14 protein-coding genes are annotated in these 24,863 nt (G+C 37.3%); 8 read left to right on the top strand and 6 right to left on the bottom strand.

Going from position 1 to position 24,863, the window contains the following annotated elements:
• The first annotated feature begins 148 nt into the window (after positions 1–148).
• The 5 genes from F6K40_RS06365 to F6K40_RS06345 all read left to right on the top strand — a co-directional run bounded on the left by F6K40_RS06365 (position 149) and on the right by F6K40_RS06345 (position 12,387).
• Positions 149–6,526 (top strand): DUF4912 domain-containing protein, encoded by a 6,378-nt coding sequence (locus tag F6K40_RS06365; RefSeq protein ID WP_293132956.1) that lies wholly within the window; start codon positions 149–151, stop codon positions 6,524–6,526.
• Positions 6,527–6,721: 195 nt separating this feature from the next.
• The gene (locus F6K40_RS06360; protein WP_293132953.1) at positions 6,722–7,627 is read left to right on the top strand and encodes a M48 family metallopeptidase; all 906 of its coding nucleotides are present in this window, start codon (positions 6,722–6,724) and stop codon (positions 7,625–7,627) included.
• Positions 7,628–7,668: 41 nt separating this feature from the next.
• The gene (locus F6K40_RS06355; protein WP_293132950.1) at positions 7,669–9,435 is read left to right on the top strand and encodes a hypothetical protein; all 1,767 of its coding nucleotides are present in this window, start codon (positions 7,669–7,671) and stop codon (positions 9,433–9,435) included.
• Between the two features lie 186 nt (positions 9,436–9,621).
• Complete coding sequence (locus F6K40_RS06350; protein WP_293132948.1) at positions 9,622–11,748, top strand: dynamin family protein; 2,127 nt, start codon at positions 9,622–9,624, stop codon at positions 11,746–11,748.
• A gap of 96 nt (positions 11,749–11,844) precedes the next feature.
• Positions 11,845–12,387, top strand: a complete 543-nt coding sequence (locus tag F6K40_RS06345) for a hypothetical protein (RefSeq protein WP_293132946.1) — start codon at positions 11,845–11,847, stop codon at positions 12,385–12,387.
• Positions 12,388–12,900: 513 nt separating this feature from the next.
• On the opposite strand, the gene F6K40_RS06340 is transcribed toward F6K40_RS06345, so the two are convergent.
• Positions 12,901–13,506, bottom strand: coding sequence for a hypothetical protein (locus F6K40_RS06340; protein WP_293132944.1), 606 nt, complete (start codon positions 13,504–13,506; stop codon positions 12,901–12,903).
• 224 nt (positions 13,507–13,730) lie between these two features.
• On the opposite strand from F6K40_RS06340, the gene F6K40_RS06335 reads away from it, so the two are divergent.
• Entirely contained in the window at positions 13,731–13,949 is a 219-nt protein-coding gene (locus F6K40_RS06335; RefSeq protein ID WP_365670381.1) for a hypothetical protein, read from the top strand.
• A gap of 321 nt (positions 13,950–14,270) precedes the next feature.
• A complete protein-coding gene (locus F6K40_RS06330; protein ID WP_293132941.1) occupies positions 14,271–14,765 on the top strand; it encodes an RpnC/YadD family protein in 495 nt (164 codons plus the stop codon).
• A gap of 424 nt (positions 14,766–15,189) precedes the next feature.
• On the opposite strand, the gene F6K40_RS06325 is transcribed toward F6K40_RS06330, so the two are convergent.
• On the bottom strand, positions 15,190–18,369 hold the full coding sequence (locus F6K40_RS06325; protein WP_293132938.1) for an efflux RND transporter permease subunit: 3,180 nt from the start codon (positions 18,367–18,369) through the stop codon (positions 15,190–15,192).
• Between the two features lie 542 nt (positions 18,370–18,911).
• Between F6K40_RS06325 and F6K40_RS06320 the strand changes: the two genes are divergently transcribed.
• Positions 18,912–19,316 (top strand): DUF1036 domain-containing protein, encoded by a 405-nt coding sequence (locus tag F6K40_RS06320; protein ID WP_293132935.1) that lies wholly within the window; start codon positions 18,912–18,914, stop codon positions 19,314–19,316.
• Positions 19,317–20,163: 847 nt separating this feature from the next.
• Here F6K40_RS06320 and F6K40_RS06315 read toward each other — a convergent pair.
• The 4 genes from F6K40_RS06315 to F6K40_RS06300 form a co-directional block, all read right to left on the bottom strand.
• Entirely contained in the window at positions 20,164–22,125 is a 1,962-nt protein-coding gene (locus F6K40_RS06315) for an efflux RND transporter periplasmic adaptor subunit (RefSeq protein ID WP_293132932.1), read from the bottom strand.
• 734 nt (positions 22,126–22,859) lie between these two features.
• Complete coding sequence (locus tag F6K40_RS06310; protein WP_293132929.1) at positions 22,860–23,222, bottom strand: type II toxin-antitoxin system VapC family toxin; 363 nt, start codon at positions 23,220–23,222, stop codon at positions 22,860–22,862.
• Positions 23,215–23,439: a hypothetical protein gene (locus F6K40_RS06305; protein WP_293132926.1), complete on the bottom strand. Its 225-nt coding sequence runs from the start codon at positions 23,437–23,439 to the stop codon at positions 23,215–23,217. The genes F6K40_RS06310 and F6K40_RS06305 overlap by 8 nt, the downstream gene beginning before the upstream one ends.
• Positions 23,440–23,494: 55 nt before the next feature.
• Positions 23,495–24,775 (bottom strand): hypothetical protein, encoded by a 1,281-nt coding sequence (locus tag F6K40_RS06300; RefSeq protein WP_293132923.1) that lies wholly within the window; start codon positions 24,773–24,775, stop codon positions 23,495–23,497.
• Positions 24,776–24,863 lie beyond the last annotated feature (88 nt).

Below are 24,863 nucleotides of genomic sequence, written 5' to 3'. Positions count from 1 at the left end.
TCCCTATTCCCTAGCGCTACGCGCTATAAGTTCAATCTCAAAAACTGGGTATAAAACTACACCTTGATTTGCGAAATGTTTTTGGAGGGTTATTCAAAATCCCCGTTACAAATTCTAAATTCTAAATTCTAAATTCTGAATTCTGCCGATGACTGTAAATCAGTCCCGATTACCGAAAATCCATTGTATAAACCCCCATTGTCCAAATCCAATCCAGCCATGGGGCAATAAATTTTGTCAAAGTTGTGGCACCCCACTCCTACTCAACGATCGCTACATTCCCCTGCGAAGAATAAGTACAGGTGGATTTGCAAAAATCTACATTGTTTGGGACCAAAAAACTCAAACCGAACGTATTCTCAAAGTATTACTTGAAACATCCCCTAAAGCTCTCGAACTATTTGACCAGGAAGCTTTGGTCTTAGCCAATTTACGTCATTCTGGTATTCCCCAAGTCGAACCAGAAGACTATTTTCACCTCCGCAAGCGAATTAGTCAGTCAGAAGTTGGCCATTCGAGCCAATGGTTTTTGCCATGTTTGGTCATGGAAAAAATTGATGGTTGTACCCTGGAGGAAATTGTTGAGCAACATCCCCAAGGATGTCCCGATATTTATGTCATCAACTGGCTTTCTCAAGCAATAGAAATTTTATTGGAACTGCACCGCCGAAAAATTATTCACAGGGACATTAAACCATCTAATTTAATGTTGCGAGGAGTGGAAGTTTCCTCCCTGACAAAATTCTCCCGCAGTTTTTCTCATCATCAAAGAAAAAAGAGAGGTCAACTGGTAATTATTGACTTTGGGGGAGTGAAACAAATGAATAATTATAGAATCAAACCTAAAGAAACTGTGGCAAAACGCAGTACAACTCGGTTAGTTTCCCCTGGATATACTCCCCCAGAACAAATTGCTGGAGGTGAAATAGGTCCTTTTACAGATTTTTATGCTTTAGGTCGGACTTGCATTCATTTACTAACTGGTCAATATCCGGCAGACTTGGAAGACCCCTCTACTGGTAAATTGAGGTGGCGACAGTTGAAACCTATTAATCCAAGTTTGGCTAAGTTATTGGATGATATGGTTAATTTAGATGCAGCTCAACGACCAGCTACAGCAGCAGAAGTACAAGTCCGTTTAGCTAAAATTTATCGACTGCAAAAGAGGTCTCTGGGAATATCTGCTTTTCGCACAAGGATAAAAAATTTCTTGGCAACTCAATTGAGGAATTTTGCTGAGAATATTAGTAGACTGTCTCATTTTGCATCTCAAATAGTTAATCAAACAGTTGCAGGTTGTGTCGATACAACTTGGGAAATGATACTGGGAGGAGTCGGGGGAAGTATTGGAGCGATATTCGGATTAATTTTTGCTTATTGGTCAGTAGTAGGCGATCGCTTTGCTAGTTTGAGTTTTTTTACTAACCTTTTGTTGATGATGTCGGGTGTTCGTTTGACTATCGGTCCGGAGATAATTGTTTTTGCTTTAGCAGGTTTGGGAACGGGAGTCGGTTTAACTGATGTGGGGGGTTTGGGTCAGCGTCGTCGTTATTTTCGGACTGCATTTATGGGAACGATTGGTTATATTTTAGGTGGATTATGTTGGCAATTTTCCCAAGTTGCTACGAATTTCTACACGACATCGGAGGATTTAATTATTCTGGAAATTATGGGTAAGTTGTCTGTGGGGGTGGCGACTGGTGTAATGACTTTGGGTTTGGGTTTAAGAAAGCATGGTTCGATTTATGCTTTGTGGGTTGCTGGTTTGACTGCGATAGTTTTTGTTAGTTTGGAGCAATTAAATATATTTCCCAAGTTATTTTTAGAGTTTATTGTGGTGAGTCAAAGTCAACCTAATTTATTAGAGTTTTTTGCGAGTATAGGTTTTTTCTTTTTGTTAGGTGGTGTTGGTGGTTTTTGTCTGGGAGTGGAAACATTAGCAGGATTAGTAGGATTCGCGGGATTATTAGCAGGTTGGGCAAATACTGAAAAAAATAGTCAAATAAGTCTAAGTCCTGGGGAAAATCAAACAGCATCAGCAACTTGGTTAGTACCAGAAGCGGACAAAGAAGCAGCGAAATCACACGGAGGTGAGCAATATCAACTGCGGGTTTATGATGTGACAGAGCTTAAACCAGATGCAGAACTAACTCAAAGTATACAAGAGTATGATTGTGATGAATCAACCACAGAAAGGGTGATAGAAAATCTGGAGAGTGAGCGCGACTATACTGCGGAAATAGGTTATGTAACAAGGGGTGGCGAATGGTTAAAGTTAGCTCGTTCAAACTCTATCAGAATTAAAGCGCCAGAACTAGCAGCAGTAACTTCAGAAACACAGATAGAAATTCCAACGAAAGAAGTAGAACCAGAACAAAGCAGTTCGGGTATAGGTGTAGCAGGGGTAGCAGGATTAGTAGGATTCGCGGGATTATTAGCAGGTTGGGCAAATACTGAAAAAAATAGTCAAATAAGTCTAAGTGTTGGGGAAAATCAAACAGCATCAGCAACTTGGTTAGTACCAGAAGCGGACAAAGAAGCAGCTAAATCTCATGGAGGAGAGCAATATCAACTGCGGGTTTATGATGTCACAGAGCTTGATCCAGATGCGGAACTAACTCAAAGTGTACAAGAGTATGATTGTGATGAATCAACCACAGAAAGGGTGATAGAAAATCTAGAGAGTGAGCGCGACTATACTGCGGAAATAGGTTATGTAACAAGGGGTGGCGAATGGTTAAAGTTAGCTCGTTCAAACTCTATCAGAATTAAAGCGCCAGAAGTAGCAGTAGTAACTCCAGAAACACAGATAGAAATTCCAACGACAGAACTAGATATAGAAACCCCAACTACAGAAGTAGAGATAGAAACTCCAACTACAAAAGCAGTAGAGTCGGAACAAACCAGTTTGGGAAATATAGCACCAATAGCAGGATTAGTAGGATTCGCGGGATTATTAGCAGCGTGGGCGAACCAAACTAAAAATAGTCAAATAAGTCTAAGTCCTGGGGAAAATCAAACAGCATCAGCAACTTGGTTAGTACCAGAAGCGGACAAAGAAGCAGCCAAATCTCATGGAGGTGAGAAATATCAACTGCGGGTTTATGATGTCACAGAGCTTGATCCAGATGCGGAACTAACTCAAAGTGTACAAGAGTATGATTGTGATGAATCAACCACAGAAAGGGTGATAGAAAATCTAGAGAGTGAGCGCGACTATACTGCGGAAATAGGTTATGTAACAAGGGGTGGCGAATGGTTGAAATTAGCTCGTTCAAACCCACTCAGAATTAAAGCGCCAGAAGTAACTCCAGAAACAAGTATAGAAACCCCAACTACAGAAACAGAGATAGAAACTCCAATTACAGAAGTAGAACCAGAACAAAGCAGTTCGGGTATAGGTTTAGCAGGGGTAGCAGGATTAGTAGGATTCGCGGGATTATTAGCAGGTTGGGCAAATACTGAAAAAAATAGTCAAATAAGTCTAACTCCTGGGGAAAATCAAACAGCATCAGCAACTTGGTTAGTACCAGAAGCGGACAAAGAAGCAGCCAAATCTCATGGAGGTGAGAAATATCAACTGCGGGTTTATGATGTAACAGATATTGAGCTAGGTGCAGAACCGGCTCAAAGTGTACAAGAGTATGATTGTGAGGAATCAACTACAGAAAGGGTGATCGAAAATCTGGAGAGTGAGCGAGACTATAGTGCGGAAATAGGTTATGTGACGCATGATGGTGAATGGTTAAAATTAGCTCTCTCAAACCAAATCAAAATTAAAGCACCAGAAGTAGCAGTAGTAACTCCAGAAACAACTCTAGAAGTTCCAATTACAGAAATAGAGTCAGAACAGAGGACTCCTGGTATAGGAGCAGGAGTAGCAGGAATAGCAGGATTAGCAGGAGTAGCAGGATTATTAGCAGCGTGGGCAACTCAAGAAAAAAATAGTCGAATAAGTCTAAGTTCAGGGGAAAATCAAACAGCATTAGCAACTTGGTTAGTACCAGAAGCTGACAAAGAAGCAGCTAAATCCCATGGAGGTGAGCAATATCAACTGCGGGTTTATGATGTAACAGATATTGAGCCAGATTCAGAACCGGATCAAAGTATACAAGAGTATGATTGTGATGAATCAACTACAGAAAAGCTTATAGAAAATCTGGAGAGTGAGCGCGACTATACTGCGGAAATAGGTTATGTGACGAATGATGGTGAATGGTTGAAATTAGCTCTCTCAAACCAGATCAAAATCAAAGCGCCAGAAGTAGCAGTAGTAACTCCAGAAACAACTCTAGAAGTTCCAATTACAGAAATAGAGTCAGAACAGAGGACTCCTGGTATAGGTATAGCACCAATAGCAGGAATAGCAGGATTAGCAGGAGTAGCAGGATTATTAGCAGCATGGGCAAACACTGAAAAAAATAGTCGAATAACTCTTACCTCTGGGGTAGCTCAAACAGCATCAGCAACTTGGTTAGTACCAGAAGTTGACAAAGAAGCAGCCAAATCTCATGGAGGTGAGCAATATCAACTGCGGGTTTATGATGTAACAGATATTGATCCTGATGCAGAACCGGAGCAAAGTATACAAGAGTATGATTGTGATGAATCAACTACAGAAAAGCTCATAGAAAATCTGGAGAGTGAGCGCGATTATAGTGCCCAAATAGGTTATGTGACGCATGATGGCGAATGGTTAAAGTTAGCTCGTTCTAACCAAGTAAAAATCAAAGCGCCAGAAGTAGCAGTAGTAACTCCAGAAACACAGATAGAAATTCCAACGAAAGAAGTAGAACCAGAACAGAGGACTCCTGGTATAGGTATGGCAGGATTAGTAGGAGTAGCAGGAGTAGCAGGATTATTAGCAGCATGGGCAAACCTTGCCAAAAATAGTAGAATAACTCTTACCTCTGGGGTAGCTCAAACAGCATCAGCAACTTGGTCAGTACCAGAAGCTGATAAAGAAGCAGCTAAATTGCATGGAGGTAAACAATATCAACTGCGGGTTTATGATGTGACAGATATAGACCTAGACTCACAACCTGCTCATAGTGTCAAATATTATGATTCTGAAGAGTCGAATCAGCAGTGGCAAATAGGAAACTTACTGTTCGATCGCGAATATCAAGCGGAAATTGGCTATGTTACCGATGACGAGCGATGGTTACCATTGTCTCGTTCTAACCGGGTTAGAATGCTAGAAGATGAGAACAATACAGAGTTCGTGGTAGCAAAAGAACCAGATTTAGTGAAGGTAGGAGGAGTAAAATGGGCATTACCTCCTTGTAAAATTACTATTACTCCTGATGATGCAGAAAACATGATGGTAGCTTGGGAAGTTCCCGAAGCAGCACACAATGCTTTAAAAGAACAGGGGGGAGAGCAATATCAGTTGCGAGTTTATGATGTGACAGATATTGATCTAGAGACAAAACCGGCCTACAATGTACAAGCTTATGATTGTCAAGAATCAACTCAGGAAATGCAAGTACCTGTTTTTGCCAGCGATCGCGAATATCAAGCGGAAATAGGTTATGTTACTGATGATGGGGAATGGTTGAAGTTAGCTCGTTCTAATCGTATCCGCATATCCGCCATCGAAATTGATGATATCAAAACTACAGAGCCAGATGTAACTCCCACTACAGCAGTGATTCCAGAGTCAGCATTAAAATCATGTTGGATTACTATAGTTCCTCGTGGTAGTCAGAATGCTTATGTTCATTGGGGAGTTTCTCAAACTGCTAAAGATGCAGCCAAACAACAAGGTGGACAGCAATACCAATTGCGGATTTTCGATGTTACAGACATTGACATAGACTCACAGAATGTTCAAAATGTACAAGAGTACAATTGTGATGAATCTAGCCAGAAACAAGAAATACCAATCAATGTGAGTTCTCTTGGGTATGTTGATTATTTAGCAGAAATTGGTTATGTAACTGATAATTTGCAGTGGTTGAGTATTGCTCGTTCTAATCCTCTACGAATAGCTGTTTCGACTCAAATTGATCATCTTGACGCAGCAGAAACAATTCTTCCTGGTGTAACTGCTATTGGTGCGGGTGCAATTTCTCAACGCTCGGAAAGCAAAGAGGAAACAACGACAGAAACAAGTAAGATTACCCCTGGTAACTGTGAAATTCAACATCTGACTGTTCATAGTCGTAACAATTGCTATTTACTAAATGATGAACAGATGAGGCAGTTGCAGGAAACTGGTGTATCTAAAACTCTTGAACCAGGAATTTATATTGTGCGGATTAAGAGTGGTACATTTGGCTATGGTTCTAATGTTTCTCCATCTGGCGAGCCATTTGTATTACTTTGGATTTACGGTGGAAAAATGAAGAATAAAAAGACGAAGATTCCAGTCGAGCAAACTTGGTCAACTTTGAATGGATATAATGAAACATTAACATTGGAAGTTCTGGAAACGGTTACTCTTTGTGCCCTTTTCTTTGATAGTTATCCTGATGATAATGAGGGAGAACTTACTGTTTCTGTAGCTAGATTGTATTCCTAAAATAGTGGGGTGGGTAAATATTGTGAGATTTACCCACCCAATCTATTACACATCTCCAGAAAAGAGGGAACAGGGAACATATAACAGGCAATAGTGAGAAGTAATTGAGAATTTCTGGATAAGAATTGATTATATTTTTAATTTTCGGAGATGTCTATTAAACTTGTCGCTTAATTAAAGTAAAGTAAAAAGAAGATGGCTATCAAATACTCTGACCATAAGTTCATAAGCTTTCAGGAATACATTCAGGATACTGAAAGGGGAAAAATAATACCTTATGGTCATCCGATGGACGAGTGGATAATTCGTACCTTGAATTCCAATATAGCTAAACCACTGATAGAAAAGGCTATAGACTTTTTAGTCAGCGTTAAGTTTGGAGCCGATCTTATTAGCATGGTTCCTATTAACTCCAAATCATACCCCGAACTCTTTCAAATCTTACATCACTGTGCAAAGACTTTAGCGATCCCGATCCCTCATACAGTTCTCAAACAAGACATAAATATTACATATTCAGCAGGAACAGATAGTTATGTATTCATCTATGTTTCGCCTGACTTGCTCCAATCATTCTCCACCCCAGAGGCAAATTTTGTTATCGGGTGCGAATGCGGACACATTGCCACAGGCCAAATACTTTACCGCACTCTGGTATCATTCCTGACAGGTGTTTATGAAGATATCCAGCCATTCGGTCTCCCTGTAGACACCTTGCTGAAGGTTGCCGGTGTCGCCTTAATGGCTTGGTCTCGGCGTTCAGAACTAACGGCCGATCGCGCTGGACTGATATGCTGTAGTGACATTAATATCGCTGAAACCGCTTTACTGAAAATTGCAACAGGTATGGCAGATATTAAGCAGATTGACATCGATCGCTATCTCAGTCAGTCTGAAGCAATGGAAGAGTATCTCTATCCAGCCAAATTGAATAGTATTGTTAAAAGCCAACTTTCAATACCAAAGCGAATTAAAGCACTTAGGCTTTTTGCTAATTCTGAACTTTACTATAAGTTAATCAATCTACCAGAACCACATGGTCAAAATCTGCTGAGTCGAGAGGAATTAGATCGCCAAGTTAACCAGCTTATTCAGCTCTAGTCGTGGAGAAGAAACCTTTAACTATTGCAATCGAGGTCATCATGTCAGAAACAGTCCAATCATTTCTAGATCGAGTCAAAGAGGCGGTGACTGTACTTAGAGAGCCAGATGTGATTGAATTGATCGAAGCCGTCAAAAATCAGTCCCATGCATCTAAATTGCGACTCTTAATAGTTGGAGCAACTGTTTCAGGACGGTTCTCAGTTGCCAATGTTCTCTTAGAACAGCCAAATCTGCTACCAACATCATCTATACCTAAAGCACCTATTAGCTTGAGTGTTAGCTATGGAGAACCGAGTCCTGTCGAAGTTTTTGCCCAAAACGGTATCAGAACAGTAATTCCTGTAGAAAACTTGAAAACTTTTCTAACCAGTCCTGACATAGAAGCAAGGGAGTACCTGGGAATTGAGGTAAAGACAAACTGTAACCTACTGAAAACCTGCGCTCTCAGAATCGAGAGTCTTGACAATAAAAAGTCTGAAGCTCAGTGGAAAGAACTTTTGGCTGGAACCGAGTATGCGGTTTTGGTTCTCAATGCAACTGCTATTTTGTCCGAACAGGAAAAGAAATTTATCAGGGATATCCTGAAACCTAATTTAGGACTAGAAAGGGTTGCTATTCTGCTGAATCAGATTGATCGCGTCTCAGAAGAGGAACGTTCATCAATTTCTGAACTGGTTCGGGCATTTCTTGGACCTTTTGAGAGCCAGCCAGTATTAATAGAATTTTCTGCACTTCAGGCTAGCAACGAAATTAGCTCTGGTAATACATCTACAGATAGTGGATATGCTGTATTGAGTCAGCTAGTGAAAATTGACTTAGTTGAGCAACACAGTTTCCTGAAGTCAATAGCTATTTTTCAGGCAGCAGAAATTTGTCTGACTGAGGTTGAGGAAAGAGCAACTCGTCAGAACGCTCTGATTGTGACAAAAGAAACTGAACTTGAGGAACTACGAGACAAAAGTGACTTACAAAGTCAATGGCTTAAAAGCCGCATTCAAAGGGCGCAGAAACAAACAGAAAGCTTCATTAATACCCTAATCAAGGAGGAATTTTTCGTGAAAATTGAAGGATTTAGCCTTGCCCTTGAGCAACAACTTCCCAGTGAAGTAATGCCAATTAAAGATGTGACTCAAGTTAGGCGGTATCTTCCTGGCTATCTTGAGAGAATCTGGGCTGATTTCTTCAACCTTGAATTGGAAGAAATAAGAAGCAAGCTGAGTGATGAAATCAAGCTGATTGGCGAGATGTTCGAGGATGATCTCAAAGAATTGCTGGGGGATAAAGTGACTCACTTCCAGAACCTTGTAGGTGAATTCGATCCGACTGCTACTAACCTAGGAAAATATTGGATGCCCCAAAAAAGCACCAGTGTAGTTGGTTACAGTGTTCTAGCAGGCGGATTAGGGGTTCAGTTATTCGCAAAATTTAGCAAATTAATTGTACCCATCGCTAGTGTTCCATTCATAGACAAGGCTATTGGTATGGTTGGAGGATTGTTTAGTCAGTTCGGTAAGACAGCGATCGGGCAAAGTGATAAACAAGCCATCTTAGAGTCAGCGATTAAGGAGTTTCCGAAGTTAGAGAAATCAATTCAGCAACAAGTTGAGAGTCAGTTCGCTGAACTCACCAAAGAACTGAAGCAAGCAATTGATGATTTGTATACAGAGGAAGTCAATAAGATTAATCAAGTTCTGACTAAGGCAGTGGAATCTCATCAAGAGTTGGTTGCTAGAAAAGGTGAGATCGAGGAATTGATTGGCGAAACTATTCCTGAATTAAGAAGGCTTTTGGGTAAATTAGGTTAACAGAGAGAGTATCTCTTACATAGGACTTACGCAAAGAAACCCGGTTTCTACGATAAATCGTTGTTTTGAGCAATAGAAGTCTACGAGAAACCGGGTTTCTGGGTTCTCCTGCGTAAGTCCTGTTACAGAAATTTCAACTTCTCACCAAGAAATAACAAAATTACTAAGTTTACAGGAGGGAGATTTATGAACATTTATGGATTTGCTTCAGCCAAGCAAAAAACCACCAGGGTATCTTCTATTTTGCAAGATGTCTCAACGCTTATTGGCAAGCACGAACAGAATCCGGTGAAGTTAGAGACGGGAGGCACAATTGAGCCGGGTTTAGGTCTGGAAACTGAAGCTGATATCTTACAAAAACGAAGCGAGGATATTCAAAAAGGGATTTTTAATCTGCTAGTGTTTGGTGAGTTTAAGAACGGTAAAAGTACCTTGATCAACGCTCTTTTGGGAAGTAAAACCCTTCCAGCAAAGGCAATTCCTACTACTGCTATCATTACTGTTCTGGTGTACGGTGAGAGACAGGATGTGGCCATTTACGAAAAAGATCGCGAGCATCCTCGCTTCGTTAGTTGGGAGTCTTTCAAAGAAGAATTTAGACTGAATGAGAAAGATGTAGAGACTATTAAGCAGACGGGATCTGTTAACAGATTTGCAAAGATTAATTATGCTCAGTTAGAGTGCCAGCATCCTATTTGTGCCAAAGGAGTCAAGCTCATTGACTCTCCCGGACTAGAAGAGAGTCAAGTCCGCACGGACTTGACTTTTAATTGGCTCAAACGCTGCCAGGCTATTATCTTCGTTTTAAATGCGATTCAGCCTTTGAGTGAAACTGAGAACAAAATTATAGCCGATTTTGGAGAACAAGGGCAGCAGTTGAAGAACGTATTCTTTGTTATTAATCGTATCAATCAAGTTGATCAAGATGAGGTCGATGACATCAAAGCTTGGTATCTAGGGAAACTCAAGAATTATTTTCTGAACGATAATGGTCAGTTTGATGAGAATTTCTACAACCGCAGGGTTTTTTTCGTTAATGCTAAGGGAGCTTTAGATGCTCGGACACAAGACTCTCCCAATACGGCAATGCTCGAAGAATCCGGCGTTTTGGCTTTAGAGGAGGAACTAGAGCGATTTTTAACCAGTGATGAAAAGTTCGTGGCAGCTTTTGATCCTGATGTTCAGGGATTACAACAGGTCATTCGTAAGGTTTGTCCAGAAATTTTTAACCAGAAAGCTACCCTGAATTTAGGGTTAGACAAACTGGAAAAAAATCGGCGCGAAGTAGAGACACAATTAAGCAAATTAGAAAAGCAAAAAGATAAGATCGAAAGAAGTATAAGTCAACAGGGAGAAATTATTAGTGGCAAAGTATATAATAATTTGCTGCGCTACACTAACGAGCTTGCCCAAAGAAAAAAAGATTTACAAGATTCTTTAAATTTTGAGGAATTATCGATAGGTGAAATTCTCAAAGCTATTCCAAGTAAACAACATCGAGAGAAAATCAAAAATTTAGTTCAGCGTGAAACTCAAAAATATCTGCAAGCAAAATTTACTGAATGGGCAGAGAAGTTACCGACGATTCTTGAGGACGATATCGAAACAATGAAAAAGAATATTGAGGAAGACATTGGAGATTTTCAGCTAGAATTAGCTCTGCTCAAAAGTATGTTCTCAGGAGTGAAAATTACAGGTGAAAAATTAGACGTCGAGAAAACTAATGCCATTAAAATTGCTCAATTAGCCTTAGGGGTAGCAACCTTCGATCCTAGTGGTTTGGTTACTGGTCTGATAGGTGCAGGAAATTGGCAGGGTCTCCTAAGACATATTGGGTTTCAAATTCTTTCTATTGTCGGTGGATTCTTATTTGGTGGTCCGCTCGGTAGTCTGATTTTCATGATCGTTGCAGATATAATGCATATCGGATGGGAAGGGAACTTATTTCAAAAGCGCCTCCGGGAAGCTATCGGTAATAAGGTGCAGGAAAAGCTTCCTCAAATCATATCTGATAAGGAAGAGGAAATTCGTCAACAGGTTAGCTCTCAATTCAAGCAACTCGCTCAACGCACTACTAAAATACTTCAACAACAAATTGATGAGACTTGCACCCAACAAGAAAAGATAATTCGCCGAAAACAGGATGCCACTTTTTCAGCAGAGAAAGAGAAAGAGCGTCTAGACAAGATTGGTAACAAGTTGATTGAATTGTATAACCGCGTTAATGTCGATGTTTTTGGAAAAGAAGCCACTCCTCAAGAAATGAATGAATTTAATAACCTTTTGATGAAAGGATTAACTGCTAAGGACTAGCGTAGAAATCAAGTACCAGATCGACTATAGTAACTTATTTTACTGGTGTCAGGAATTTCAAAAGGCGATCTACAATCTTAAAAAGGAGGTTATCAAATGAGTTGGGAATCAGAATTTGAATCTCAGTGGAAAATATTTTTAGATGTTGTGGAGACGTGCATTCGTCGAGAAATAGATAGAAATAAAAAGTTAGATTCAGAACTTATTAACTCTATCATTCATTCGCAAGTAAATAACTGGTCAATCGGCACTCACTATAATGGTGCATGGTTAGGAAACTTGAAGCGGAAACATCCATCGTTAGGTGAAGAATTTCAAGCTGCACTTGAAGAACTGCGCTTAAGTAACAACATAGCTTTTAATTTTAGCTTGCCTAGATTCCGTCTTTCTGAAGTCATAGTAATTGCTTGGGCGCTCGCTCTAATCTTGATTCTAACATGGTTAAGAGAAGCCATTTTGAGGCAAATACTGGGGACAGCATTTGTTGCAGCGATCGCATACCCGATCTTCTTAAATCTACGGGATAGCAAAAAGAAAAAGGCAGTGGAGAGTTGCCTCGAACAGATACAAAAGGAGTTGGAATTCACTGGGCAAAAACTAAAAAACGTTGCAACCAGGGCCGATGAAGCTAATTTATAGCGTTTACGAGGTTTGTCCAGCAATGTTTGCTCATACATTTGATTAAAGAACTCCAACAAAGATTCAAATGCTTTACGGTTTAATCCTGTTAATGTTCTGAGTAACCTATCTTGTTTTAAGACTCGTTCAATATTTAGCATTTTTCTGGCCAATTTCTGCTTGAATCATTTTACCTTATTTCCCAACAACTCTAAAGTATATCAGTCATATTATTAGTTGCTCGAAAGCTGCTTAACTAGGGCTTGCTGATTAAATATAAAAGGATTGACAGGTAAAGGTTATAGCATTTTTGAGTCCTTAAAAAGTACCAGCTTTTTGAGCTTTGAGCGCCAAAAAGCTAGTATTTTGGGATGATTATGACAGAAAAATTGTCCCTCAATTTTTCCGACTATCTCCTCTAAAATTCCTATTTCTCCTGACTACTGACTACTGACTACTGACTACTAGAAACAGCAAAAATACTTTTTCAGCAAACCCTAACTATTAATTTTATCCCAAAAGCGATCGCCATCCTCACAAACATTTAATCGAACTAATCATTTCCACCAAAATTCCTATTATCTTTCTCGAATCTTTAATATAGTAATTCTCTACATCAATAAACACTAAATTCTTTTCCAATTTCAAAAATTTCCAGGCATAACCTGTCGTAACCACACCATAAATAAAAGGAACATCTTTACCATCTTTTTGATTATATATTTCAGCCGCAACCATTTCTGCAATACATTCTCCTAAACCACTAACTATCTTTTCATTTTTAGCTTCTACAAGAACAACTACAGGAGTATCTAAATATAATTGTTCGGGAGATTGACTAATAATAAAATCACAAAATCCATTCAACCCCTTATCTTTATCAACTGAGAAATCTATACCCGAAAAAAAACTGATTTGAAGTTGTCTCTTAATCTCCAGCAAAATATTAATAATTATTAGCTCAGAACTAGCTTTTTCAGTAGCGATCGCTAAGGCAATAGGTACATTTTGCTTTAACATCTCAGCCAAAAGATTACTAATTTCTACAGGTTCAACTTCAGAAAATAAATCTTCTGTTTCTATAATTTTCAAATTAAACTCAGCTTTGACTTTTTTTAAATCAAAATCACTATATGACATTTTACCTATTCCTGATTTCCTCAATCAGAATTTTCCGATTAATTACAAATAATTTTATATCTTAAACTATACTCTTAATTACCCATAAAATAGGTTGTAATATTTTATCTAATCGGGTTTGGAGACCAAACCCCTACAGTTTTTTTCACGAATCATTTTATATTCCCATATTTATAACATTAATCGGTCATGGTATAGTACCCTGAGACTAATAGAAAATCTCAATGACAAGAACTCCCCACGACCAATTTGCCAAACAATATTTAGAAGAATTACTAACTTTATTAGGTCAAGTAGAAACCAGTCGCGATGTTGCCAGCGAAGTCCGGGAAATAGACGTATATTTTATCCCCGTCATTCCACCGCCAAACGACCCCAAAATTTTAGGGTTATTAGGCCAAATGGCAGCAACCGCTTCTATTTACGGAATAATTAAGGTTTAAAGCCTCTCCTTTAAAAGAGAAACAAGAAAAAATTTTCATGATTAGTCAATCCTCTCCTTGAAAAGAAGAGTTCAACAATGAATAATGAATAATGAATAATTACCTCTCCTTGAAAAGAAGAGGATTGACTCGAAGGAAAATTTTTATTTATTATCCCCTTAAAAGGGGAGGCTTTAAACCAAAATTTTTCGGTAATAACTAATTATTAATTATTAATTATTAATTATTAATTATTGAACTCCCTCTTGTTCACCCAGAATAATTGATGCTTTTGGCGCTAAACTAGATCCAAGTGGTCAATGGCCTACAGGTATTTATTTTTTGCCAGAATTTCAAGGCACAGCAATAGTAGCAATTAATCAACTGCCCGTTAAGCAGGATACTCTTTGGTTACGAGTATTGGGAAAAGGACAAACACAAGACCAAGCTATTTTAGAATTAGAAGCTCTACCCAGAGGTAACCCACTTCGGGAAAATCTGACAGAGCTTCTGGCCAACTGGCACGTCACAATTCAATTCAGAGAAAATATAGATGAAGATGACCAGGAGTTAATTATGAGACTATCACCTGTTTATTTACGTTGGCGTGAGGATACCTTGGAACAAGGTCGCCAAGAAGGTCGCCAAGAAGGTCTTCAGGAAGGCCAACAGAAGATAAGGCAAATGATTGAAAATTTCCTCAATGTCAGGTTTGGTTCCCTAGATCCAGAACTATTGGCCATTATTGAGCCAATGTCCCAGTTGTCTCCAGAGGAGTTGACTTCTTTGTTATTAAATGCTTCGAGGGAAGAATTGTTGGAGAGATTTAGCGAGTAGTTACTGACAAAAACAATAAGGTTTTATGTCTCCTTTTTTAGGGGGATAAAAAAATAAAATTTTGCATTTTATAGCGGTTTTCACAAAGGTAGACTACAGACAAAATATAAGTATTTTTGAAGTTTATAGCGGTTTTAACAAAGGTAGACTACAAAACTTCTGCCTTCTGCCTTTAAGCCAAAATCTCTGTATTTTATGTTAATGAAAAGCGCTATAAATATTCTTTTTCTAAAACCTTGTAGGGACGTTTCATAGAACGTCCCTACTTTAATGGAAAAAAATGAAAACTGCTATAATAGGACTTAGGCAAAGAAACCCGGTTTCTACGATAAATCGTTGTTTTGAACAGTAAACTTCTAAGAGAAACCGGGTTTCTGGGTTTGCCTGTGTAAGTCCTGTATAAGTTAGCTAAACAAACACAAAACTAGACTCTAGTAACAGAATCTTTTTTCAATACATTCATACCATCACCATTAACAGATACATCCAAATGCGGACGACTCTCCTTACCACCGAATAATTTATTCAACCAGTGGATAAAATTATCAATGTAAGTAAACCACACAGGGACCACCACTAATGTTAACAATGTGGAAGTAGTTAACCCACCAATAACAGCGATCGCCATCGGACTTCTTTCTGCTCCTCCTGCTCCTAATTCGAGAGCAATAGGCAACATTCCGCCAATAGTTGAAAATGTGGTCATCAAAATTGGTCGTAACCGGGAAATACCAGCTTCGCGGACTGCATGAAACTGAGACATTCCTTCTTTTTCATTTGCTAAGGAAGAGTCTACTAACAAAATCGCATTTTTGGTCACCAAACCCATCAGTAGTACAATTCCAATTAAAGCAAACATACCTAACTCCTTCTGGAAGATTATCAACCCTAACAATGCACCACCAATAGATAAAGGTAATGCCACCAAAATCACCATTGGGTAAAGGAAGTTATTATATAGCAACACTAAAATTGCATAAATACACAATATTGCCAAACCTAACGCACCCAAAAATCCATTAAAGATATCCATCATAATTTTGGCATCACCGTCAGACTGTTCTGTGACATCAGGAGGCAGTGGATTCATTGCTGGTAATGCTTTCACTGCTGTTAGTGCATCTCCCAGAGAAATGCCCTGTAAATTTGCCTCAAAGGAAACCTCGCGAAGACGGTTAAAACGGTGTATTTCTGAAGGTCCGCTACCTATTGTAATTTCAGCCACCGCTGACAATGGTACTAACCCACCATTTTGACTGGGAATGCGTAAATTTTTAATTACATCTAAGTCATTTCTAAATTCTTCTGCTAACTGTACCCGAATAGGAATTTGCCGATCTACCAGATCGAATTTAGCTAAATTACTCTCAATATCTCCTATAGTAGCTAATGACGCGGTACGAGCGATCGCCTGTACTGAAACTCCCAAATCTCCTGCTCTTGCAGGTAATGGTTTAATCAAAATCTCTGGTTTCACCAAACTAGCAGTGGAACTCACGTCTACCAACCCTGGAACTTCTCGCATTTGTCGTTCTAAAGCATCTGATGCCTGTTGTAAAGCAACTGCATTGTCGCTGTTCAGAACAATTTTTAAATCTTTACCACCACCACCTGGACCCGTGCTAACAAAATTAATTCGCGCTCCTGGAATCTTCTGAAACAAGGGTCGTACCTCTTGTTCAAATTCTTTTTGAGAAATATTTCGCTCTTGCCTGGGTAAGATCGTAACGTATAATTTACTTTTGTTCAGAAGTCCACTACCCACATCAGCAAATACACTGGTGACAAGTGGATTTTCCTGTAACAGTTGCATTGTTTGTTGTGTAGCTTGTTCAGTTTCTGCTATTGTCGAACCAGGAGGTAATGCTAGATTAACTATACTTACACCCCCATTACCAGCATCCGTTAATCCTTTCGGCAGCAGTGGCACCAGTTGCAAGCTACCAATAAAGAAGGCGATCGCCGTAGCTAAAGTAATAATTTTATGCCGTAATGCCCAAGTTAATAACTGACTGTAGGGGCGAATTTTTCTTTGTTTTTGATTTTGTTCTGGAAAAGAAGGAGATGTTCTTAGTCGTCTATGTTTCAATAACCGTGCCCCTAACATTGGTGTCATTGTACAAGCAACCAATGTAGAAAACATGGTTGCAACTGCTACGGTAATGCCGAATGGTTTAAAAAATTGACCCGGTATCCCACCCATAAATGCTACGGGTAAAAAGACTGCTACAATAGTTGCAGTTGTTGCAACCACCGCAAAACCAATTTCTGCTGACCCATCTAAAGCGGCTTGGAATGGTTTTTTCCCCTTCTTAATATGTTGGTCAATATTCTCTATCATACAAATAGCATCATCTACTAAGTTCCCCATTGCCAATGCTAGTGCTAATAGACTCATCTGATTTAGAGTGTAATTGAGGATTCTCATTACCAAAAAAGTAGGTAGTATTGATAATGGTAATGCTACTGCTGTCACAAGAGTTGGGCGCCAGTCTCGTAAAAATATACCAACAATTATGACAGTGAGTATGGAACCAATAATTAAGGCATCTATAGATGCTTGATATGATTCCTTAATATCTGTTGCCTTGGTGAAAATTAGTTGCAAGTCTACATCTGCTGGCAATGTTTTTTCTAGTTCAGTAACTGTTTCCCGCACCTTTCTTTCTACAGTGACAAGGGTACTTCCCGTGCTGCGGAGTACCTCAAAAGCAACAATAGGTTTACCAATATTATTTGTTCCTGAGTCTTGGTTGAAACTATTTTTTTCTAATAACCAAGCTGCTTGTCTAGTTTCTCCATGACCATCAATAACTTGAGCTACACTGGAAAGGGGGACTGCACCACCAGAGGGTAGAATGATTTGATATTCTTTCAATGCTTCTACTGTGTCAGCACTACCTAAAGTCCGAATACTTTTTTCTGTACCTCCTATTTGAGAACGTCCTCCTGGTATGTTCGCATTCAAGGCACGAATTTGATCGTTAACTTGAGTAGCAGTAATACCCAGACTCTCTAATCTTTCAGGACTCAGCTTGATAAGTATTTCTCGGTCAACTCCACCAATACGATAGATTTGAGAAACACCTGTAACATTGAGGATAGCACGACTAATTTCTTTGTCTACTAATTCGCTTAATTCTTCTACAGAACGTTTGTCGGAGGTGACGGCGTAGGTCATTATTGGTCCGCCTCCAGCAAACTCTATTCTTTTAACGATGGGATCATCAACGTCTCGGGGTAAGTCTTGGCGAATTTCAGCAACGGCATTACGCACATCATTGGTGGCGCGATCGATATCTACTGCTAAGTCAAACTCAATTCTAGTTGTAGACACTCCATCATCTACTTCTGAAGTTAGTTTTTCGATATTTCCCAAACCTGCTACAGCATCTTCAACTTTTTTTGTCACTTGAGTTTCTAATTCTGTCGGACCTGCTCCTTGTTGTCTTACTGTTACTGATACTAGAGGAATATCAACATTAGGTAGATTGTCTATCCCTAATTGCAAAAAAGACATTAATCCTACTACTGTTAAGACTAGAAACATGACCAGAGTAGGAACTGGTTTTTTAATTGACCAAGCTGATAATTGAAATGACATTTTTATTAATGGATAATGGATAATTGATAATGGATAATGGATAATTGATAATTGATAATTACCTCTTTCAATCATCTAAAGACGGCTCTATTTCTAATTGATAATGGATAATTGATAATTGATAATTACCTCTTTCAATCATCTAAAAATGGCTCTATTTCTAATGGATAATTGATAATTACCTCTTTCAATCATCTAAAGATGGCTCTATTTCTAATGGATATTGGTGTTTAATTCATGCAACTTGGTATTAATAATTAATAGGGATTTTGCCGATGTTACTTTTTTATATGCAGAAACCGGGTTTATTACGGAAATTTCCTGGTTTTAACAACAATATCCCGACAATAAACCCGGTTTCTTAGTTCGGAAAGTGTAAGCCCTGTTTATATACTATTTTCAAGTATACAATAAACAAGTTAGCAAAGCCCAGAAAAGTAGTTATTTAATAACATAATAAGTTCTGTAAATTTTCCTTAAGTGTAGTTAAAAGTTCATTTTCAGCTATACTATTACTGTCAATTTTAAAAGGGTTGATCAGTATGGCCAAGCTTTCTTCTTTTTTCAATCTAATTATCTCTTCTGGGAGCTTATTATTTTTATTTTCATCCGCTCCACAATCACTAAATGCGCAACAAAGTACATATACCATTCAATTTCATAACAAATGTTACAATACTGTTAGGGTCGCTATAAACTACAAAGATATAGATGGTGACCGCATAACAAGAAGTTGGTTTAGTGTAGGAAGCAATAGTAGATCAACCCTTGTTACTGCTACAAGTCGTACTTTCTATTTTTACGCTAAATCTAGAAATGGAAAGCATACATGGGGTGGCAATGATTTGTATAAATCAATAAATGGTAGTGAAACTAAATATGGTTTTAGGAAAGGAACAACTGTATCTGAAAATGGAGTTTTGCGACAGAGGTTAACTTGTGGGTAATGGTGTACAAGTAGTGATTTTTGTAGTAATGCTCCTGAAAGTGAAAGAGCTTTAGTTATAAATATCACTACATCTACAGAACTACTAAAAAACCTTTTTATAGGCGATAGTTATTCCAACTAAGAAACGGGGTTTATGAGAGATATATCTGATTTATAAAAGGATTTCATATAAACCCGGTTTCTAGGCTTTTTTGATTTACAGGACTTACGCAAATTGTTAGATGAAACGCTATTCGTAGGGGGGCGAATGGCATTCGCCCCTACAATACAAATGGTGTATATTTTTTTATGTTGCGTAAGTCCTGATTTAATATTCCTTAGACAAAGTGTGATTAATTAACCATAATAAATTAACTCCTTTTAACCATCTACTAATTTCTGTTACCTATTGCCTATTCTCTATAGATAAATAGGTTTTGTAACATGATTTTTTCACGCTTGGTATAAGAACATATTGAAAAAAGAGAAAAATTAATTGGAGTATATTTTTTTGTTTAAATTGAGATTTACATTAGATACAATTTGGTTAATTAACAATAGTATTCGGCTACAGCAATCCTAAATTAGTTGTAAAATTTTATCGTAGGGGTTTGCTTTCCAAATCCCTTTAAACTTGGGTTTGGAGACCAAACCCCTACATTATTTTCTAAATTAACAGGCAAGATGCCTATGCTACTTTTTTATATCTAGGAAAAACTCACAGAAAAAATGCCGATGTTACTGCAAATATTTTGGGAAAAAATTTAACAGAAAAAATGCCGATGTTACTTTTTTATATTTGGTAAAAACTAACAGAAAAAAATGCCGAAAAAGGCTACTCTGTACGAACGTTCCATGGAACGTCCCTACTTATCAATAACTTTAACTATATCCCCATCTTTGAGGTAACCCGCACCTGAGACTACTATACGATCGCCTAATTTTAAACCTTCTTTGATTTCAATTTCAGCATTAGCTAAATCGCTATTTTTACTCAAGATTTCTCCTACTTCTACAGGTACTGCTTTAACTTGATTATTGCTTTGCAAAACATAAGCAATAGACTGCCCATCTGCTTGAGGTAATACTGCTTTGGCTGGAATTTTGAATCCTTGATTTGTAGCAGTTGTAATTGTTGCCCGCAAAAACATTCCTGGTCGTAATAAATTACTATTAGGTAGGTCGATTTTAACAGTTGCTTCGCGAGTTTCTTCATTAACTAATGGTGCTATTTCTCTCACTCTTCCTGACATTTTTATCCGACTATCAGCATCAGAACTAATTCTAACTTTTGTGCCAATTTTAACTTGGGGTAACTGAGTTTCTGGTACTTCTAATTCTAGTTCTAATTGATTGTTTTTAATAATTGAAAACAACATTTTACTACTAGAAGTTACATCACCAACACGAGCTATCCGTTCAGCTATTATGCCGTTTGCAGGTGCTTTCACTAAAGTATATGCTAGCTCAGTTTGTTTCTCTTCTTTGCGAGCTTCCTCACTACTAACATTTGCCATAGCGCTGTCAATATTTGATAATGCACTTTCAACTTCTGCTCTAGCGCTACTTACATTAGCTTGAGCGCTATTAACTTTGGCTTCCGCACTCCGTAGTTGAGCCATTGAACTACTGAGACTTGCTTCTGCACTCTCCACTCTAGCTTCTGCACTCCTAACATTTGAGCCAGCAATATCAACTTTAGCTTTCGCACTATCAATATTAGCATCAGCAATATCAACCTTCGCTTTAGCGCTACTAATATTAGCATCAGCAATATCAACTTTAGCTTTAGCACTATTAATATTAGCTTCAGCAACTCGTACCCCTTCCCTTGATGTTTTCACCGTAGTGCTACGGGTTTCTAATTCTTGAGAACTAATAACACCCTCTGCTCTCAGGGTTTGATATCGTTCAAAATCTCTCATAGCTTGTTCTTGGTTCGCCTTAGCTTCTGCTAACCTAGCTTCAGTTTGAGCTACAGACGCCAGAGCATCATTGCGACTTGCTTGAGTTTGTTGGAGAGCAGCAATAGCATCATTGCGACTTGCTTGGGTTTGTTTGAGGGCAGCAATAGCATCATCCCGACTTGCTTGAGTTTGTTGGAGAGCAGCGATCGCTTCATCTCTTCCTGCTTTAGCTTGAGCAATATTAGCTTTTACACCATCCCGATCTGCAATTGCTTGTTCCCAAGCAGCAATTGCTTGTTTTACCTCTACCTCAGTCTTACTGTGAGCAGCTCTTCTTTGCTCTACTTGACTTCGAGCTGATGCTACTTGAGATTTAGCTTGGTTAATTTGCGATTTCAAAACGGAGTCATCTAAAATTGCCATTACCTGACCTTGAGTAACTTTTTCTCCTTCATCGACTAAGACTTGTTGAATTTGTAACCCATTCGCCTGCGGTAACACTGGTAATAGATCGAAGGCAACAACGCTACCTGTTGCATCAAGGGTACGTTCTACTGTTGCTAATTCTACGTTAGCTACTGTTACGCTGAGAGCGGGACTAACATTAGTCTCGACTGGATTTGTAATAGTTTGTGTAGAATTGGTATTAGCTTCTGTCTTTTTTTCTGATTGAGAAACTAATTGCATACTCACCATACTAGCAACTACACCAATGCCAATACCAAAAGTTAATCCTTGCCATCCTCCTCTCTTTTTTTGAGCTGGAAATTCTTTGGTGTTATTAATTTTATTTTCATTTTCTTGTGCTTCAGAATCAAGTGTCAGGCCATCTATATTGTCAGTCTGGCCCTGAGTATAACCATCTATATAATCGCTATGTTGTTTTGAGGGTATATTCTCTGGTATTGTTACTTCTTTCAATTTACTTGTCCCTTTAAAATACTATATTTTACATTGTAAATAAAATCCCTAGTTTTGTTATTTTTATTGAAATTGCATAGTAATTAGTATAAAATTATTCCTAATTTTGGTTTGGTGTACTTATATTACTTTGATTATTACAAATTATAGAAAATTTAGGTCATTGTCTATAACTGACTAATATCGTAAAAATCAATCAAGTTTTGCTAGAAAATAAAGTGGCGTTGCTAGATTAATGCGAGAAAATTCAAAAAAGGTATTGTCAAATTCGACAACGACAAAGGAGGAGTGAGAATATTTTTGCCGTTGAAATTGGTAAATACTCTAAATGCACAAGGGGTTAACGAAGTTAGAAGTCAGAAGTCAGAAGTCAGAAGTTGTTGACGGATAAATTCAGAAATTATATTAGTGTCTAGCAAATACTTTAAAGTCATAAATCAACCTCTCTTCCTGGTGACTTATCCCGTAAGTTGTTAAAAGTATTATCATCAAAAGTAATTCCTTCTTGTTCTATTTTTGCCCTAAATTTTTGATAGGCTGACTATTTTTTGAATTCAAAATTCAAAGTTCAAAAATTTTGGTTCTAACTTAATTTAAATAATTGTTTAATTAAGGATTCAAGCCTCGTTCTTCAGAACGAAAAAATTAAAAATCTTTTCGTTATTTCAAGCCTCTGACTTTCCTGCGGAATGCTGTGCAAACAGTCAGAGGTTATAATTTTGAATTAAAAATTATTAATTTTGAATTGATTTTACCATTAAACATTGATGATTAATTGCTAAACTCAAATACACACAATCATAAACAGCTTGATTAATTCTATAAGCAATATCTAAAGCACTTTTAATTAGAGGTTCAGAAGGAAAAACTTTAATATCCACAGACTTTAAAGTATCTAAACTTAATTGAGCTTGAGTAATATTCATTTCTCCACGACGAACCCGCTTCCAAAGAATATTACCAATTTCTGGAAAGAAAAAATCAGGGACTAATAGCAAGTTATCTTGATTGTTTAATAATGACAAAACAAGCTCAGTTTGAATTTCTGGAATAACCCATTTAATTGCTACATTGGCATCAACAACAAACTTACTCACTTAGGCGATCCTCTCGTAATAATTCACCACTATTAGTAAAAGTCTGACCTTTATATTGTTGCAATAAACGTTCAAATTTTAATTTTGAATCTTGATGGTTTTGTTTGATAATGGGTTGATACAAAACCATAGCTTCAATTTCTTGATTAGTAATTGGTAAACGAAGAGATAAAATTCCATCTTCGCCAATATGTGTTTTTATCTTGATACTTTCCATAATTTCTCAATTATCTTTCAAATTTGACTAAATTTAATTTTAACCGAATTAATATTTATAATGCTTGTTCTATTTCTTCTCCCCAAGGTGAAATAATGTATGATTCATATTTGCAGTTTTCGATGAATTTATCAATATCTTCCTCTAAGATTTTTTCTGTTTTACAACTTTCTTTTATGTAACGTTTTAAAAATGGTTTGGCATGATCGATTAAAGTAATAGTAGGTATTTCCGATGTTAAGCCTATAAAATCTTCTTGATTTGAGAGAATTTTAATTCGAGTGTGCTTATCACCATTTTTTGGCGTTCCCGTCAAATCAATATAATTATTAATTAAGATTCTAAATAGGTAAATTGGTTCACGGTTTTTAGTGTTTTTAGCTTTGTCAATTTTTCTGTAGCTTTCTCTTATATACTTTAATTCATCAATTAAATTATCAGATAGTCTTCTCTTTAAAACATGAAACGTTATATTATTAGATTTATAGCTAGTAAATTGACTCCAAAACACTCGCCATAGTGCTTCCCATTTAGAGTCAAAATTTTCTAAGAAATTTCCTCTATCTTTAGCAAGATTTCGTCGTAAATAGTTCAAAGATAACTGATAGATACACAAATATCCTAAAATTATTGTAATAGGTATAATTATTTTAACACCATTAAAAGACATTATAAGGTAGTGTTTTTCTGTGTTTGTAAGAAATTTTAATTTGAAACTTATTTCCTTTATCTTTTCGTGGTATGTTTCAGTATCTCCACTCATAGTACAACAGAAAATATTTATATGAAATACAGATTCTTTTAGGTTTTTATCGTATCTAGAAACTAAATTAATTTCATTTTCATTAAAAATACCTATTTTGTTAAAAGCAATATCATACCCTTTATTCTCTATCAAACTTGATTTATAAACTTCAATATATTCTCTATCGTCTATGATTAAATCTTCTCCTAAACAACCCAAATTGATTTGGGAAAAAACTATTTCTAAAATATTGATATGAGACTCTATAGCATTAATAAATAATATAGCAAATTCCCTTTTTTCTTTTCTATCAGTGAAATACCTAATCAAAGTATTACCTAGAAAGATACTTGCTGCCGTTACTAAAACAGTTAATGGAAACTTCAATATATCCTGATATGTTTCAAGAAAGCTGTTTAGCTTATCAATATTTACTGATATGATTTGAAAAATAAACATTAACAATATACAAGATATACTGGAAATTACCATACCCAAGGAATTTTTCTTAAACACAAAATACACTAAAACTATTAATCCGAAAAAAAAGCCAGTTAGTGCAGGGATAATATCTTGCAGTTGAGCAATCATAATCTTATCTATATTAAAAATTTTAGTTTCTCTAGAAATCAGACTTTATTACGTCAAACCAAATTCAATGATATAAAATTATTATCAA

Source organism: Okeania sp. SIO3I5 (genome assembly GCF_010672085.1).
Taxonomy (GTDB): Bacteria; Cyanobacteriota; Cyanobacteriia; order Cyanobacteriales; family Microcoleaceae; genus Trichodesmium.
The sequence above is the reverse complement of the archived record's forward strand: the minus strand, read 5'-3'. Positions and strand labels throughout refer to the sequence as shown.

Coding starts and splice junctions, on each gene's coding strand:
- F6K40_RS06325 (WP_293132938.1), bottom strand. CDS start 18,369: ATGTCATTTCAATTATCAGCTTGGTCAATTAAAAAACCAGTTCCTACT.
- F6K40_RS06360 (WP_293132953.1), top strand. CDS start 6,722: ATGGCTATCAAATACTCTGACCATAAGTTCATAAGCTTTCAGGAATAC.
- F6K40_RS06365 (WP_293132956.1), top strand. CDS start 149: ATGACTGTAAATCAGTCCCGATTACCGAAAATCCATTGTATAAACCCC.
- F6K40_RS06305 (WP_293132926.1), bottom strand. CDS start 23,439: ATGGAAAGTATCAAGATAAAAACACATATTGGCGAAGATGGAATTTTA.
- F6K40_RS06355 (WP_293132950.1), top strand. CDS start 7,669: ATGTCAGAAACAGTCCAATCATTTCTAGATCGAGTCAAAGAGGCGGTG.
- F6K40_RS06335 (WP_365670381.1), top strand. CDS start 13,731: ATGACAAGAACTCCCCACGACCAATTTGCCAAACAATATTTAGAAGAA.
- F6K40_RS06345 (WP_293132946.1), top strand. CDS start 11,845: ATGAGTTGGGAATCAGAATTTGAATCTCAGTGGAAAATATTTTTAGAT.
- F6K40_RS06350 (WP_293132948.1), top strand. CDS start 9,622: ATGAACATTTATGGATTTGCTTCAGCCAAGCAAAAAACCACCAGGGTA.
- F6K40_RS06320 (WP_293132935.1), top strand. CDS start 18,912: ATGGCCAAGCTTTCTTCTTTTTTCAATCTAATTATCTCTTCTGGGAGC.
- F6K40_RS06340 (WP_293132944.1), bottom strand. CDS start 13,506: ATGTCATATAGTGATTTTGATTTAAAAAAAGTCAAAGCTGAGTTTAAT.
- F6K40_RS06300 (WP_293132923.1), bottom strand. CDS start 24,775: ATGATTGCTCAACTGCAAGATATTATCCCTGCACTAACTGGCTTTTTT.